Source organism: Kitasatospora sp. NPDC058115, from assembly GCF_042884635.1.
Lineage (GTDB): Bacteria > Actinomycetota > Actinomycetes > Streptomycetales > Streptomycetaceae > Kitasatospora.
Genome location: NZ_JBHVTL010000020.1, coordinates 104,681 through 119,217 on the forward strand (window position 1 = coordinate 104,681; position 14,537 = coordinate 119,217).

General features: G+C 75.1%; 14 protein-coding genes. 8 read left to right on the forward strand and 6 right to left on the reverse strand.

From position 1 onward, the window contains the following. The first annotated feature begins 111 nt into the window (after nucleotides 1–111). The 5 genes from ACFVVL_RS21970 (at nucleotide 112) to ACFVVL_RS21990 (ending at nucleotide 4,553) form a co-directional block, all read left to right on the forward strand. Nucleotides 112–942, forward strand: a complete 831-nt coding sequence (locus ACFVVL_RS21970; protein WP_387677678.1) for a helix-turn-helix domain-containing protein — start codon at nucleotides 112–114, stop codon at nucleotides 940–942. Next, the gene (locus ACFVVL_RS21975; protein ID WP_380298636.1) at nucleotides 939–1,157 is read left to right on the forward strand and encodes a DUF397 domain-containing protein; all 219 of its coding nucleotides are present in this window, start codon (nucleotides 939–941) and stop codon (nucleotides 1,155–1,157) included. The genes ACFVVL_RS21970 and ACFVVL_RS21975 overlap by 4 nt, the downstream gene beginning before the upstream one ends. Before the next feature lie 124 nt (nucleotides 1,158–1,281). Continuing rightward, on the forward strand, nucleotides 1,282–1,692 hold the full coding sequence (locus ACFVVL_RS21980; RefSeq protein WP_387677681.1) for a DUF6153 family protein: 411 nt from the start codon (nucleotides 1,282–1,284) through the stop codon (nucleotides 1,690–1,692). 507 nt (nucleotides 1,693–2,199) lie between these two features. Beyond that, complete coding sequence (locus ACFVVL_RS21985; protein ID WP_387677684.1) at nucleotides 2,200–3,276, forward strand: PLP-dependent cysteine synthase family protein; 1,077 nt, start codon at nucleotides 2,200–2,202, stop codon at nucleotides 3,274–3,276. Nucleotides 3,277–3,281: 5 nt separating this feature from the next. Beyond that, on the forward strand, nucleotides 3,282–4,553 hold the full coding sequence (locus ACFVVL_RS21990; RefSeq protein ID WP_387677857.1) for an MFS transporter: 1,272 nt from the start codon (nucleotides 3,282–3,284) through the stop codon (nucleotides 4,551–4,553). A gap of 255 nt (nucleotides 4,554–4,808) precedes the next feature. On the opposite strand, the gene ACFVVL_RS21995 is transcribed toward ACFVVL_RS21990, so the two are convergent. Beyond that, nucleotides 4,809–5,741 (reverse strand): aldo/keto reductase, encoded by a 933-nt coding sequence (locus ACFVVL_RS21995; protein WP_387677686.1) that lies wholly within the window; start codon nucleotides 5,739–5,741, stop codon nucleotides 4,809–4,811. A gap of 77 nt (nucleotides 5,742–5,818) precedes the next feature. Between ACFVVL_RS21995 and ACFVVL_RS22000 the strand changes: the two genes are divergently transcribed. After that, nucleotides 5,819–6,208 (forward strand): MerR family transcriptional regulator, encoded by a 390-nt coding sequence (locus ACFVVL_RS22000; protein WP_387677689.1) that lies wholly within the window; start codon nucleotides 5,819–5,821, stop codon nucleotides 6,206–6,208. Between the two features lie 340 nt (nucleotides 6,209–6,548). On the opposite strand, the gene ACFVVL_RS22005 is transcribed toward ACFVVL_RS22000, so the two are convergent. The 4 genes from ACFVVL_RS22005 to ACFVVL_RS22020 all read right to left on the reverse strand — a co-directional run bounded on the left by ACFVVL_RS22005 (nucleotide 6,549) and on the right by ACFVVL_RS22020 (nucleotide 10,683). Continuing rightward, nucleotides 6,549–7,790 carry an IS701 family transposase gene (locus ACFVVL_RS22005; RefSeq protein ID WP_387677692.1) on the reverse strand — a complete coding sequence of 414 codons (1,242 nt, stop codon included), beginning with the start codon at nucleotides 7,788–7,790 and terminating at the stop codon, nucleotides 6,549–6,551. A 229-nt stretch (nucleotides 7,791–8,019) separates the two neighbouring features. Beyond that, the gene (locus tag ACFVVL_RS22010) at nucleotides 8,020–8,658 is read right to left on the reverse strand and encodes a TetR family transcriptional regulator (RefSeq protein ID WP_387677695.1); all 639 of its coding nucleotides are present in this window, start codon (nucleotides 8,656–8,658) and stop codon (nucleotides 8,020–8,022) included. A 316-nt stretch (nucleotides 8,659–8,974) separates the two neighbouring features. After that, nucleotides 8,975–10,057 carry an NAD-dependent epimerase/dehydratase family protein gene (locus ACFVVL_RS22015; protein WP_387677698.1) on the reverse strand — a complete coding sequence of 361 codons (1,083 nt, stop codon included), beginning with the start codon at nucleotides 10,055–10,057 and terminating at the stop codon, nucleotides 8,975–8,977. Further along, the gene (locus ACFVVL_RS22020; RefSeq protein WP_380296207.1) at nucleotides 10,054–10,683 is read right to left on the reverse strand and encodes a ScbR family autoregulator-binding transcription factor; all 630 of its coding nucleotides are present in this window, start codon (nucleotides 10,681–10,683) and stop codon (nucleotides 10,054–10,056) included. The genes ACFVVL_RS22015 and ACFVVL_RS22020 overlap by 4 nt, the downstream gene beginning before the upstream one ends. A gap of 126 nt (nucleotides 10,684–10,809) precedes the next feature. Here ACFVVL_RS22020 and ACFVVL_RS22025 point away from each other — a divergent pair, with 126 nt between their 5' ends. Beyond that, nucleotides 10,810–11,949 (forward strand): AfsA-related hotdog domain-containing protein, encoded by a 1,140-nt coding sequence (locus ACFVVL_RS22025; RefSeq protein ID WP_387677702.1) that lies wholly within the window; start codon nucleotides 10,810–10,812, stop codon nucleotides 11,947–11,949. 149 nt (nucleotides 11,950–12,098) lie between these two features. Here the strand turns inward: ACFVVL_RS22025 and ACFVVL_RS22030 are convergent, their stop codons facing one another. After that, nucleotides 12,099–13,454 carry an MFS transporter gene (locus ACFVVL_RS22030; RefSeq protein ID WP_387677705.1) on the reverse strand — a complete coding sequence of 452 codons (1,356 nt, stop codon included), beginning with the start codon at nucleotides 13,452–13,454 and terminating at the stop codon, nucleotides 12,099–12,101. Nucleotides 13,455–13,582: 128 nt separating this feature from the next. Here ACFVVL_RS22030 and ACFVVL_RS22035 point away from each other — a divergent pair, with 128 nt between their 5' ends. Continuing rightward, nucleotides 13,583–14,440, forward strand: coding sequence for a LysR family transcriptional regulator (locus ACFVVL_RS22035; protein WP_387677708.1), 858 nt, complete (start codon nucleotides 13,583–13,585; stop codon nucleotides 14,438–14,440). Nucleotides 14,441–14,537: the final 97 nt, after the last annotated feature.

A 14,537-nucleotide genomic window follows, 5' to 3' on the forward strand; every position in this document is an offset into this window, starting at 1 on the left:
CCCGGATCTCTCACGGGGTGTAGCCATGGTGGACCTCCGCGCCCTAGGATCGGAAGGCATCCCCAATTGACAGATATCCCCGTGGGATTCAGGGATCGAAGAGGCCTGATCATGCGCGAGACGGAACTTGACCCGGCGACATCTCCCCTTGCGGCTTTCGGCGTTCAACTCCGCAGGTCACGCAAGGCGGCGGGGCTTAGCCAAGTGCAGCTGGGGCAACTCACGAACCTGAGTGACAGCCAGGTCTCCAACCTCGAAAGAGGTACGCGCACTCCCACACTCGACTGGGTCCGCGTGGCTGACCAAGTGTTGGACACCGGTGGGACGCTAGAACTGATGTACTGGAGCCTCAACGGCCCTGCCTTGCTGGAGGGATTCCCGGAGTATGTGGCTCACGAGGCAAAGGCTGTCGAGCTGCGCCAGTTCGAGCTCGGCGTCATTCCGGGGTTGTTCCAGACCAGGGCTTACGCCGAGACGATGGCCGCAGCAGATGTGCGACGAGGTGTCATCACGGAGGAGGCGGCCGAGGGGAGGGTCTCCTACCTTCTCACTCGCCAACAGCGTCTCAACGGCCCGAACTCGCCTTTCGTCCACGCTGTTCTGGATGAAAGCTGCCTCCGTCGCATCGTGGGCGGGTCGCGGGTGATGCGGGAACAACTCGAACATCTGGCGGAGTTGGCGGACCGCCCCCGGACTATCATTCAGGTGGCGCCGTTCTCGATGGGCGAGCGCCGAACCCTCGCATTGCCGGTCGTTCTGCTGACCATGGCGGACCGCAGCATGCTGGGGTACACCGAATCCCAAGAGCGCGGCTTCCTCACCAGGGAATCCCAGACAGTCACCCTGTGGGCCAGGGACTACGATCGGCTCCAGGTGGGATCCAGTTCGGATGTGGCATCCCTCGAAGTGATCCGCGCAGCCCGGAAGGACCTCCGACCATGAGCCGCACCGCCCCCGTAGACCTGATCGGCGCCGCGTGGCTGAAGTCCAGCTACAGCCAGAACGGTGGGAACTGCATCGAGGTCGCCCCCGGCCTCCCGAACGTCGTTCCCGTCCGTGACTCCAAGGACCCTGCCGGCCCCGCGCTCGTCTTTCCCGCCTCCGCCTGGCAGTCCTTCGTGACCGCCGTCCAGGCCGGCGAGTTCGGCACCATCTGAGCTCAGCTCGGCGATGGGCCTCGACCGGCGGCCGGTCGAGGCCCAGCGCCGTCCCTGCCAAGACCCCCGGCCCCCGTCTCAACTGTCCGTCAGAAACGCGCGGTGGGCGGGTTAGTATGACGATGTGGTCACCGTCTGGTTGCCGTTCCGCGCACGACGCGTCCGCCCTCGCGGGGTGGTGACGCGTCTGCTCTGGCTGGGTGCGCTGCTGGTGGCGGTGTTCGCGGCGCACGGGCTCGGCCCGGAGGGCGGGGTCGGCCACGCCGGTCAGGTGCAGGCAGTCTCGGGGGTCCACCAGGGATCCGTGGAGCCGACGCACCACGAAGGGCAACAGGGCCAGGGCGACGCCGCCGACCACCCGGCAGCCGAGTGCCTCTCCGGGAAGCCTGAGGACGGGCCTTCCACCGACACAGCGACGCCGCTGCCCGTGGCACCGGCCACGACGGGCGACGAACCGGACCCGTTCCCTGCGGCACCGCCCACGGGCCGGCGCGCGCCCGAAACTCCGCATCAGGTCGCGAATCTGAGGGTCTAGCCGCCCCGGGCGCAGGCGTGCCCAAGCGCACCCCCGCGCCTCCGTCGGCATCCCAACCCCACCGCTACCGATCGCTGCTGCCCTCGCGCAGCCGCGCGGAGTCCCGCCATGCCCACTCGGCTCCTGGCCCTTCTCCTGAGCTTGCTCCCCCTGCTCGCCGTCGACTGCGGACAGCAGCACACCGGTGCCCCCGCCGCCGTCCGAGCGCATGTGACGTCCACCGCGGAAGCACAGGCCGCCCCGCACTGCGACAGCCCGGCGGCCGAGGCGGGGACGGCCCGGAACACGCGCCCCACCGTGCCGGTCCCGGCGCCCGGTCCCGCTGCCGCCCCCACCGGCGGCGGGAACGAAGCGGACCTGCCCGGCACCCCTCCGGAGGGCCCGACAGGTGCCACCCCGACCCCCGGGCCGAGAGGCCCGCTGCTCGTCACCGGTCGGTGGCGGATATAGGAGCTCCGTGGTCATCACGAGCTCCGATTCCGCCAAACCATCGACAGGAAACGAGACATGACCTCGATCACCACTCCGCCCGACCGCTCCGCCCTCATCGGCCTGGTCGGCAACACCCCGCTGCTGCACATCGGCGAGCCGCACGCACCCGCGGGCCGCGGCTTCTGGGCCAAGCTGGAGGGCTTCAACCCCGGCGGCATCAAGGACCGGCCCGGGCTGCACATGGTCGAGCGGGCCCGCACCCGGGGCGAACTGCGCCCCGGCGGCCGGATCATCGAGTCCACCAGCGGCACGCTGGGCCTGGGCCTGGCACTCGCCGGAATGGTGTACCGGCACCCGGTGACCCTGGTCACCGACCCCGGGCTCGAACCCTCCATGACCCGGCTGCTCACCGCCCACGGTGCCGAGATCGACATGGTGGACACCCCGCACCCGCGGGGCGGCTGGCAGCAGGCCCGGCGTGACCGGGTCACCGAACTCCTCGCCCGTCACCCCGGCTCCTGGTGCCCGGACCAGTACAACAACCCCGACAACACCACCGCCTACACCCCGCTGGCACTCGAACTCGCCGCCCAGCTGCGGCACATCGACGTGCTGGTGTGCAGTGTCGGAACCGGCGGGCACTCCGCCGGGATCTCCCGGGTGCTGCGCGGGCTCCACCCCGGCCTGCGGGTCGTCGGCGTGGACACCGTCGGCTCGACGATCTTCGGCCAGCCGGCCCGTCCCCGGCTGATGCGCGGCCTCGGTTCCAGCATCCTGCCGCGCAACGTCGCCTACGACAGCTTCGACGAGGTCCACTGGGTCGCCCCCGCCGAAGCCGTCTGGACCTGCCGCCGCCTCGCCGCCTCGTCCTACGCCACCGGCGGGTGGAGCGTGGGCGCGGTCGCCCTGGTGGCGGGCTGGCTGGCCCGGACGCAGCCCGCCGGCACCCGCATCGCGGCGGTCTTCCCGGACGGGCCGCAGCGCTACCTCGGCACCGTGTACGACGACGAGTACTGCGCCGCCCACGACCTGCTCGACCGCCCGCCGGCCGACGAGCCGGACGAGATCGCCCACCCCGAGGACAAGGAGGTCACCCGCTGGACCAGGTGCGCCACGGTCGTCGACCCGCTGGCCGCCGGGGATCCCGAGTGATCGGCATGCTCGCCCAGTTCAGGGGCTACGAGCGCAGCGTGCGGCTGTTGATGGTGAACCAGTTCACCATCAACCTCGGCTTCTACATGCTGATGCCCTACCTGGCCGCACACCTGTCCGGGACGCTCGGCCTGGCCGGCTGGACGGTCGGACTCGTGCTCGGCATCAGGAACTTCACCCAGCAGGGCATGTTCCTGGTCGGCGGCACCCTCGCCGACCGGCTCGGCTACAAGCCGCTGATCGTCGCCGGCTGCCTGCTGCGCACGGTGGGCTTCGCCGCGCTCGGCGTGTCCGCCTCGCTGCCCGCGCTGATCGCGGCGTCGGCGGCGACCGGGCTGGCCGGGGCGCTGTTCAACCCGGCGGTGCGCGCCTACCTGGCGCGGGACGCCGGGGAGCAGCGGGTGGCGGCCTTCGCGCTGTTCAACGTGTTCTACCAGGCGGGCATCCTGCTCGGGCCCCTGGTGGGCATGGCGCTGACCGCGGTGGACTTCCGGACGACGTGCCTGGCCGCCGCCGGGGTGTTCGCGGTGCTGAGCGTGGTGCAGATCCGCGCCCTGCCCGCCCGGCGCGGAGCGGAGCCGGCCGGCGGGCCGGAGCGGGCGGGGGTGCTCGCGCAGTGGCGCGGGGTGCTGGCCAACCGGCCGTTCCTGCTCTTCGCCGGCGCGATGACCGGAGCGTACGTGCTGTCGTTCCAGGTGTACCTCGCGCTGCCGCTGGAGGTCCGACGGCTGGGCGGGGACGGCGGCGGCGGTACGGCGGCCACGGCGCTGCTGTTCGTGGTCTCCGGGCTGGGCACGGTTCTGCTGCAGACCCGGGTGACCAGGTGGTGCCGGGCCCGGATCGCCCCCGGTGCGGCCCTGGGCGTGGGGCTCGTCCTGATGGGCGCGGCGTTCGTCCCGCTGCTGGTGAGCTCGGGGCTGCCGGTGCCGGGGTCGGGCACCGGGCGGTGGGCGCTGGCGGTCGGACCGCCGGCCCTGGCCGCGCTGCTGCTGGCGCTGGGAACGATGGTCGCCTACCCGTTCGAGATGGACACGGTGGTCAGGCTCTCCGGGGACCGCCTGGTCGCCACCCACTACGGGCTCTACAACACCGTCTGCGGCATCGGGATCACGCTCGGGAACCTGCTGACCGGCGCGGCCCTCGACACCGCCCGCTCGGCGGGGCTGTCGGCCCTGCCCTGGCTCGGGCTCACCGTCCTGGGCCTGCTCTGCGCGGCGGCCCTGCACGCCCTCCACCGCAGCGGCCGGCTCGACGGGTCCGCGGTGGTCGCCGGGTAGCCGAACGGGCGCCGCCGGCCGTCCGACCGGCCGGTGGCGCCCCCGCCGCGCGGTCGGGCCGGGCCGGGCCGGTGGAACCGGGGCTGGAGTGGAAAGTCGGATCGGTCGACTTCCTGCTCCAGCGGCGTCGGCGGACGGCCGGGGTCACCGGCGGATCCGGACGAGGGCCGGGTGGGTGCGGCGGCGTGGGAGAGGGCCTCACGGGGGTCGAGGCCCTTTCCGGTGCCGGGGCCGGCGGAACGCGCCGCCGACCGGTCAGTCGCCCGCCGCGGCCCCGGCTCCGGCTCCGGCACCGGCTTCGGTCCCGGCCCCGGCGGCGACGGCGTCCAGGCGGGCGTACTGCTCGTCGGTCAGCTCGACGGTCAGCGCGCCCAGGTTCTCGACCAAGTGCTTCTCGGACGTGGTGCCCGGGATCGCCAGGATGTTGGGCGAGCGGTGCAGCAGCCAGGCGAGCGCGGTCTGCGCGGAGCTGGCGCCGATCTCGCGGGCGACCTCGGTGACCGGGCTGTCCTCGCCCGCGTGGCCGCCGAGGGCGATCGGGAAGAACGGCAGGAAGGCGATGCCGCGCGCGGCGGTGAAGTCGACCACCTCGTCGTGCCGGCGGGTGGCCAGGTTGTACCAGTTCTGCACGGTGGCGATCGGAGCGATCTCCAGCGCCTGCTCCAGCTCCCCGACGGTGACCTCGGAGAGGCCGATGTGCCGGACCTTGCCCTCGTCCTGCAGCTGCTTGAGCGCGCCGATCTGGTCGGCCAGCGGCACCCCGGGGTCGATGCGGTGCAGCTGGAGCAGGTCGATCCGCCCGACCCGCAGCCGGCGCAGGCTCAGCTCGGCCTGCTGGCGGAGGTAGGCGGGGTGGCCGACCGGGACCCACTCGGACGGGCTCGGACGGGTCATGCCGACCTTGGTGGCGACCACGACGTCCGGGGCGTACGGGTGCAGCGCCTCGGCGATCAGCTCCTCGCTGCCGCCGAGGGCGTAGGAGTCGGCGGTGTCGATGAGCTGCACGCCGTTCTCCACGGCGGTGCGCAGCAGGTTCAGCGCGGCGGAGCGCGCGGTGGGCGGGCGCCAGACCACGGCCTCGGCGGGATCGACGTCCGGGGTGTCGGCGAGGCGCATGGTGCCCAGTCCGATCCGGCGGACCGTCAGATCCCCGCCTAAGGCGAAGGTCTGATGCCCGATCTGGTGCATGATCTCGGTTCTTGTTCTGCTGATCACGGTACGATCTCCCGTTCGTCTGAGATTCGAGCGGAGGCGCGGGGTGTCGGATGCGGATCGGTGAGCTGGCGGCCCTGACCGGGGTCAGCGTCCGCCTGCTGCGGTACTACGAGGAGCAGGGCCTGCTGGAGGCCCGCCGTCCGGAGGGCGGGCACCGCCGGTACGGCGAGGACGCGCCGGCCGTGGTCCGCAACATCCGGGCCCTGCTGGGGGCGGGGCTCTCCACCGGCGCCATCCGGGACGTGCTGCCGTGCGTGGGCGGCGACGGCGCGGTGGCCCCCTGCATGCTGGAGGTTCTGGAGCAGCGGCTCGACCTGCTCGACCGGCAGCTGCTGACGCTCGGGGCGAGCCGGGCCGCGCTGGCGGGGATCGTCGCGGCGGCCCGGCGGGAGGCCGGGGCGGCCGGGCCGGCCGGGCCGGACGAGCTGGTGCCGGCCTGAGACGGCGGCTCGACCGGAAGGCGCGAGCGGGTTCGCGGGGCGGTGGGGCGAGCGTCATGCGCCGGTTTCGGCCCTCGCGGGAACGCCCCTCGGGGCGGCGTCGGCCGGGTGGAGGGGGCGGCCGGCGGGGGGCGTGGCGCAGCCGCCGGACCGCCCCCGGGCGCCGGGCGTCCGGGAGCGGTCGCCGAGGGGGCTCCGGCCGGCCGGACGAGGCGGCGGACCGCTCGCCCGGAACGGCGGGAAGGCTGCGCGCACGCGTGCGCCGGCACGGGGACCGTCGACCGGGGCGGGGATCTCGGGCAAGGCGAACGGACGTCCTCGGAGAGTCGTCGGGCTGGTGTCAGGCGGAGGTCCGGAGGCCTTCCCGGGCGATCTCCGGAGCGCGTCCGGGCAGCTTGCGGCAGGGCAGGCCGAGTCCGGGCAGGTCACGGGCGGGCAGGTCACGGCCGAGGGAGTACGCGGCCGCCACCAGCGTCATGTGGTGGTGCCAGCCGGTGAAGGAGCGCCCGGAGAAGTCCAGCAGGCCGAAGTCCGAGCCGAGCCGGTCCACGGTGGTCCGGGTGGCCGCGCCCGCGTCCAGCAGCGCGAGCACGGCCGGGGCGTCCTCGGCCAGGTTGGTGAGCCAGTACCGCCGCGGCCCCCCGGGACCGCCGTGCGCCCAGAGCCGGTTCACCGGTGAGCCGTGCGGCCCGGTCACGCCGGTCGAGCCGGCGGTGCCGGTGGTGCCGGGCGGGGCGGGCAGCAGGACGGGCGTGCCGCGCAGGACCGGCTGCGGGGCGCCGGGGGTCCGCGGCCGGCGGTGCGGGAAGAACTCCTCGGCCGTCAGGGTGCCCGGCCGGCCGCGTCCGGGGCCGCCGGTGGTCACCTGCAGCACCGGCCGGAAGACCTGGCCGCCGCGGACCTCCAGCAGGTACGGGACGTTGCGCCGGGCGAGCGCGCCGGCCAGCCGCAGCGGCTCGTCCGCCACGCCGAGGTCGGCGACCAGCGGTGCGACCGGGAGGAGGCCGGCGAGCCGGTCGACCATCCCGAGCAGCAGTTCGCCGGACGACTGCGGTGCGAGGCCGTCGGGGAGCCGGACGCGGGCGCGCCGTTGCGGGTCGTCCGTCCAGTGCGGGTCGAGCACCAGCGACCAGTCCACCGGGACGGCGTCCCGGTCGGTGGCGACGAACAGGCCGGGCGCGGCCTGGCACTTGACGGTGCGCCCGGTCTCCAGGTCGAACCGGCGGTGGACGCCCACCACCTGGTCGCCGCGCTTGGGGATGACGGCGAGGGTGGCCGTCCAGGCGCGGACCGGACGGTCGTCGGCGGCGAGGCGGGCCAGCACCCGGCGGGCCGGGCGCCAGTCCCAGGGGCTGCCGTTGATGAACTGCTGGAGCGAGAGCGAGGCGGTGGTCGCCGTCGGCCCGGTCGCCAGGCTCGCGGCCATGTTGGACAGGGACTTGCGGCCGGGGGCCGTGAGCAGTCCGCGCAGGTAGGCGCGGGCCCAGCGGCGCTGGTCCACCCGGGTCAGGTGGGCGAAGACCTGCTCGGCGAACCGGGAGAGCGTCGCTTCGCCGGCCGGTGGCAGGGTGTGCGCGTCCATCTGAGCTCCCCGGGGTCGAGTGGTGCCATGAGATGCCGTCCCTCAAAGAATAGCGAACGATCGCTTTGTTTTTGAGTCCCTTGCGGGCCGTGAATCGGTTTTGGCAAGTCCTGGCGCCCGGCGGCCGGGCGGGAAGCGCCCGGCGCGGGGGGCGGGTCGATCCGGCGCGGGGGCGGGTCGATCCGGGGCGGAGGCGGGTCGGTCCGGGGCGAGGTGGTGGACGCGCCGGTCAGCGGTGTGCGCCCGGGGCGGGCGGCCCGGCCGCCGCGCGGCGCCAGAGCCGTCCCAGCCGCCGGCGGACCTCCGTCCGGGCCGCCGGATCGCCGCCGCCGAGGGGGACGATCCCGCGCCGCAGCGCCTCCGAGCCGACCACCAGGCAGTGGGCCAGGGCCTCCAGGTCCGCGCTGTCGAGGCCGGGCTCGCCGGCGTCGGCGTCCTCGGCCGCGGGCGCGGGCGCGGAGGTCCGCTCACGGGCCAGCCGGTCGCGCAGGTCGGGGCTCCAGTCCGCGTGCCAGTTGCCGGGCGACTCCGGCTGCTCCCAGGTGAGCCGGGCGGCTGCCCGCACGCTCGGCTCCTCGTCCAGCAGCCGGGTCAGCGTGTCGATCAGCTCGACCACGCCCGCCGCGGGCCGGCCGTCCGTACCGGAGGCCCGGGCGACCGCCGTCCGGGTGAGCGCGGCCGCGTGCGCGCGGACCGCGTCCGCCAGCGCGGCCTTGGACGGGAAGTGGAAGGTGAGCGCCCCCATGGTGACCCCGGCGGTCTGGCTGACCCGGGCCAGCGAGGTGCCCGCATAGCCGTGCCGGTCGAACTCCGTGGCGGCGGCGTGCAGCAGGGTCCGGTGGGTGTGCTGGGCGCGTTCCTGCTTCATCGCGCACCGCCGGTCCGGCCGACGGGCCCCCGCCGCGGGTGGGCGTCCGCGTCGCCGGCCGCACCCGAGCGACAGGGCCGGGCGGCTGCGGGGTGCCTCGTCGTCAGGGCTGTCCGGGGGTGAGGGGGGACGAACCACATGGCCGCCGGGGCTCCTTCGCGCAGTCGGGGCGCGCCGGTGCGTACCGGCACGGTGACACTCCGACGCTACGCCCCGGCCTGCCGCACATGCGCGGTATCGCCCGGATCCTCCGGCAGCTTTGGCACTTCCTTTGCAAATGCCCGCAAAGACACGGAGGTTGGGCCATCCTGGACCTTTACGACCGGCCCCCGGAGGCCGCCCCGGAGGGCGCTCCGCCGGCCGCCCCGGCGAGGTGCGACCGGTACCAGGGCGCGGCGTCGGCGAGCCGGTGCAGCGGGCCCGGTCCGGGATCGGTGCCGGTCAGCCGCCAGATCTCCTCGCTGCGGTACCAGTGATGACGGGCCAGCAGTTCGAACTGCCGCTCGCTGTACGCCCCGGGCACCCGGCCGAGTTCGGCGGTGCAGCGCTCCCACGGCCAGTCGGCGTCGGGCACCGGTGGAAGCACCCCGTGTCCGGCGAGCGCTGCCAACAGCTCGGCGGTGGTGACGGGCCGGGGGTGTCCGGCGTGGTGCACCCCGGCCGGGACGGCCGCCCGGTCCGGGGCGACGGCGAGGTCCGCGATCAGCCGGGCCAGGTCCGTCACCGCGACCAGGGAGAGCAGCGCCCCGCCGCCGTCCCAGCGGGCCGGTACCCGGCGGAGCAGGTCCGCCAGGCAGGGCACCACCCAGCGGTCGCCGGCGCCGAGCACCAGCGGTGCGCGCAGCACCACCGCCCCGGCCTCCAGCGCGGCCCCTTCGCCGGTCAGCCGGGTGCGGCTGGCCGCCGAGACGGGCGCCGGCGCCACCTCGTCCACGCCGAGACCGCGGTGCGGGCCGGCCCCGTACACCGCGGCCGTGGAGAGGTGGACGATCCGGCCGACCCCGGCCCGTCCGGCCTCGGCCAGCAGCGCCCGGGTGCCGTGCACGTTGACGGCGGCGCACTCCTCCTCGGGGCCGCTCACCACCGAGGCGAGGTGGATCAGCACCTCGGCGCCCTCGGCCGCGCCGCGCAGCGTCGCCGGGTCGGCGAGGTCCGCCGCGACCGGGACGGTGCCGGCCGGTGCGGACGAGCGGGTGAGCGCCCGGACCTCGCCGATCCCGGGCAGCGCGCGCAGTGCGGCGAGGACGGCGGAGCCGATGAAGCCGCCCGCCCCGGTCAGCAGGACGGTGGGCCCGTCGGCGCCCGCCCGCCCGCCGTCCGGTTCCCGGCCGTCCCCTGGTCCGTCCCCCGGCCCGTTCCCCGGCCCGTTCCCCCGTGTCGTCCCCCGTGCCCCGGTCATGCCGGCTGCTTCCCGTGCTCCAGCAGGGTCGTGCGCAGCTCGGCGACCACCGGTGCGGGTGCGACGCCGGGCAGCAGGAACCACCACAGCTGGACGATCCGCTCCGGCAGGTCGGCGCGCCCGGTGCGCAGGTGGGACATGATCTGCGAACCGGTGTACGCCGCGACCAGGACCTGCGCGAGCTCCTCGATCACGACGTCGTCGAGCAGCTCACCGGCCACCCGGGCGGCCTCCAGCTCGGCGCGGAACTGCTCGGCCCACATCTCGTACGGGGTGAAGTCGCGCAGTCCGAGCTGCCCCTGCTCGACGGCGAGGGTGACGCCGGCGCGCAGCAGCACGTTCTCCCGCAGTTCGTCGGCCAGGTAGAGGGTGATCCGCACGAGCTGGCGCAGACCCGTCGGCTGGCCCGGCAGGTCCAGGTCGGAGGCCTGCTCGTCCATGACCGCCTTGGCGAGCTCCTCCTTCGACTTGAAGTGGAAGTACATCGCCCCCTGGGTCGTCCCGGCCAGGTTGATGATCTTGCTGACGCTGGACCCGCTGTAGCCGTACTCGTCGAAGATCTGCGCGGCGGCCCTCAGGATGGTCTCGCGGGTGCGTACGGCTCTCTCCTGCTTGGCTCTTGCCACGAGTAGCTCCAAACTCCTCGACAAACAAAAAGAACGACCTCTATGTTATTGGTCATGGGCGCCCGGCGTACACACCGGAGCACCGATCTTTCGCCTAGCCTGTGGCCACTCTGGGGGAGTGCATCCATGTTTCGCACAGTCCACAGCACGATCATGACCAACGACATCGACGCGATCGGGCCCGTCGAGGGGGAGGCCGCGGGCGCGGCCACCACCACGGCGGTCGCCGGGCCGGCCGCCGTGCCGGTCGCCGTACCCAAGGAGTACGTACACAAGCGGGCGGCCGAGGAGGTGCTGCTGACCGGCTGGGAGCAACTCACCGAGGACTCCTACCGGATCACCGCGCGGTGGCCGCGCGACCACCGTGCCTACGGCGTCCGCGACGGTCACCACGACCCGATGCTACTGGTGGAGACGATCCGTCAGACCTTCCCGCTGCTCTCGCACGTGGCGTTCGACGTCCCGATCGGCCACCAGCTGATCTGGGACCACTTCGGCTACGCGCTGATCCCGGACGGCCTGCGGGCCGACGCGGGCGAACCGGCGCCGGCGCAGCGCGGCACCGTCCCGCCGCAGCGCGTCGCCGGGGACGCCGCCGCGCACGCCGCCGCGCACGCCGCCGCGCACGCCGCCGCCCACGCCCGGCAGTCCGGCGAGGGGTACGACGAGGTGCAGGTCGACGCCGTCTGCCAGGACGTGGTGCGCCGCGGCAACCGGGTGGCCGCGCTGACGCTCGCCTACGTGGTCAGCCGGGACGGCGAGCCGATCGCCACCGCGCAGACCCGCTTCACCGTCCAGACCCCGGCCATCTACCGCCGCCTGCGCGCCGCCAAGGGCGACGCCGCCGAGATGATGGCCCGCGCCGTCCCGCTGCCCGCCCCGATCCAGGCCGCCCGGGCCGGCCGCGCCGTGCCGCACGAGGTGGCGCTCTCCGCCGGCGACCGCGCCCGGCGCTGGCAGCTGCGGGTGGACACCCACCACCCGGTCCACTTCGACCACCCGGTCGACCACGTGCCCGGCTCTCTGCTGCTGGACGCCGCCCGGCAGGCCGCGCAGGCGCTGCACCACGGGACGCCGGTGATGGCCGTCGCCATGGAGTGCGACTTCGGCCGCTACGTCGAGCTGGACGAGTCCTGTCTGGTCGACGTGACACCGCTGCCGCGCGACCCCGCCCGCCGCGACCGGGTCGGGGTGATCCTGCAGCAGGGCGAAGGCGACCCGTCCTGTTCGATCATCGTCACCGTGGCGCCGCTCACCACGGACTGACGGTGCGGGTGGGGGCGTGCCGTCCCCGCACCCGCGCGGGCCCGCCGGTTGTTCCCACCGGCGGGCCCGTCCTCCTGCTGCCTTCCGCTCTCCCGGGCCCTGTCCTCCCGGGCCCTGTCCTCCCGGGCCCTGCCCTCCCGGGCCCTGCCCTAGCGGGCCGTCCGCCGCCCCGTCCGCCACCTCGTCCGCCGGGCGAGCAGCAGCCCCGCCGCCGCGCACGCGAGCGCCGGCAGCAGCAGCGCCGCCCCCGCCCGGCCCGGGGAGCCCGCGAAGACCCCCAGCACCGCCACCCCGAGCGTGGCCCCCACCTGCCGGCCGGCGTTCAGCAGCCCGCCGGCCGTGCCCGCCGCCCCCTCCGGAGCCGTCGACACCACCGCCGTCACCAGGGCCGGCAGCGCGAACGACACCCCGAACCCCGCGCCCAGCAGCCCCACCGCCAGCACCGGGTACGGCGCCCCGGCCGCCACCGAGGCCGCGGTCACCAGGCACCCGCCCGCCAGCAGCGCCAACCCGCCCACGGCGGGCCGCCACGGACCGGTCCGGGCGACGATCCGCCCGGTCAGCAGCGGATTGAACCCCGGCGGCAGGGTCATCGGCAGGAACGCCGCCCCGGCCGCCACCGGGGACAGCCCCCGCCCGTCCCGCAGCAGCAGCGGCAGCAGGAACAACAGCCCCAGCAGGGCGAAGTTCACCGCCGCCCCGGCCAGCAGCACCCGCCGCATCCCGGGCGCCCGCACCACGTCCGTCCGCAACACCGGGGCGTGGCTGCGCCGTTCACGCCGGACGAAGACCGCCCCGGCGAGCAGCGCCGCCACCCCCGACCAGCCGGCCCGCGCCCACGCACCCGCCCCGGCCCCGATCAGCGCGTCGGTGGCCGCCGCCAGCGTGGCGCAGGCCGCGAGCTGCGTCCACCAGTCGACCGGCCGCCCGCCGCCCGGGCAGCGCACCACCCGGCCCGCGGTGAGCGCCAGCACCAGCGCGGTCAGCGGCACATTGGCCCAGAACACCGCGCGCCAGCCGCCCAGTCCGACCAGCACCCCGCCCGCCACCGGCCCGAAGGCCATCGCGCAGCCGCTGACCGCCGCCCACACCGCCACCGCCCGGGCCCGCTCGGCCGCGTCCGGGTGGAGCCGGGCGATCATCGCCATGCTCGCCGGCACCGCGGCCCCCGCCGCGACCCCCAGCAGCGCCCGCAGCACCACCAGCGCCGGCAGGCCCGGCGCGAGCGCGCTGAGCAGCGACCCCGCGCCGAACGCCGCGATGCCCCAGCGGAACGCGCGGTGCGCGCCGTACCGGTCGGCGATCGCGCCGCCGGACAGCAGCACCGCCCCGAACGCCACGCTGTACCCGGTCACCACCCACTGCAGCCCGGCCGTCGAACTCCCCAGCGAGGCCGCGAGATCGGGCTCGGCCACCGACAGCACGGTGGTGTCCAGCAGCACCGCGAAGTACCCCAGCGCGATCCCGGCGAGCGCGCGGCCCCGCCCCTCGTGTTCCTTCGGCATGCCGCCCACCCTGCGGCCCCGACCGCCCCGCGCTCCACCGCCCGCCCCGGACCCGGCGTTCGGGCAACCCGAACGCCGGGAGCCGTACCCTGGACTCCCGCGTCGGACACCAGGGGGACGGACCGCGCATGGAACTCAGACAGCTCCGCACCTTCGAGGCGGTCGTCGTCCACCGCACGGTCACCGACGCGGCCGTCGCCCTCGGCCTCGCGCCCTCCTCCGTCTCCGAGCAACTCCGCACCCTGGAACGCTCGTTGGGCACCGCGCTGTTCGAGCGCTCACCGCGCGGCATGACGCCGACCCGGGCCGGCCACCGCCTGCTGCCCTGGGCCCGCCGCCTGCTGGACCAGGCCGAGCAGGCCCGCCGCGAGGTCGCCGGCACCCGCCCGGTCCTGCGGCTCGGCGCCCTGGAGACGGTCGCCGCCACCCACGCGCCCCGGGTCCTCGCCCGGCTCGCCGAACGCCACCCGGACCTCGACGTCGCCCTGCACACCGACGCGGCCCGGGACGGCCTGCTGCACGGGGTCGCCGCCGGGAGGGTGGACGCCGCGCTCCTCCTGGACACCGCCGGGCCGCTCGGCGAACTCGGTTTCGCCCTGCCGCCGGTCCCCCTCGCCCACCTCGACCTGGAGGACGTCCCGCTCGCCCTGGTCGCGGCCCCCGGCTCCCCCGCCACGGGTCAGAGCCTGCTGGTGAACGCCGCTGCCTGCTCCTTCCGCCTCGCCGCCGACCGCCTCTTCGGCCCCGAGGTCGAACGCGTCCACACCGGCGGCGTGGCCACCACCCGCGCCTGCGCCGAACGCGGCCTCGGCATGGCCCTGCTCCCCGAGTTCGCCGTCCGCGACCAACTCGCCGCCGGCACCCTGAGCCGCCTCACCCCCGCGACCCCGGTCCCCCCGCTCCACCTCCGCCTGGTCTGGCGCGCCGACCGCGAAGCCCTCCCCGCCGTCCGCGACGCCCTCTACGCCGCCGCCGCCCCCCACTGACACCCACTCCGAAATCCCACCCGCACCCTCGTGCCCCACCCCTGAGTCCCAGTCACCCGGCCGTGCACGCACACGACAGAGGCCCTGCCGGATCTCT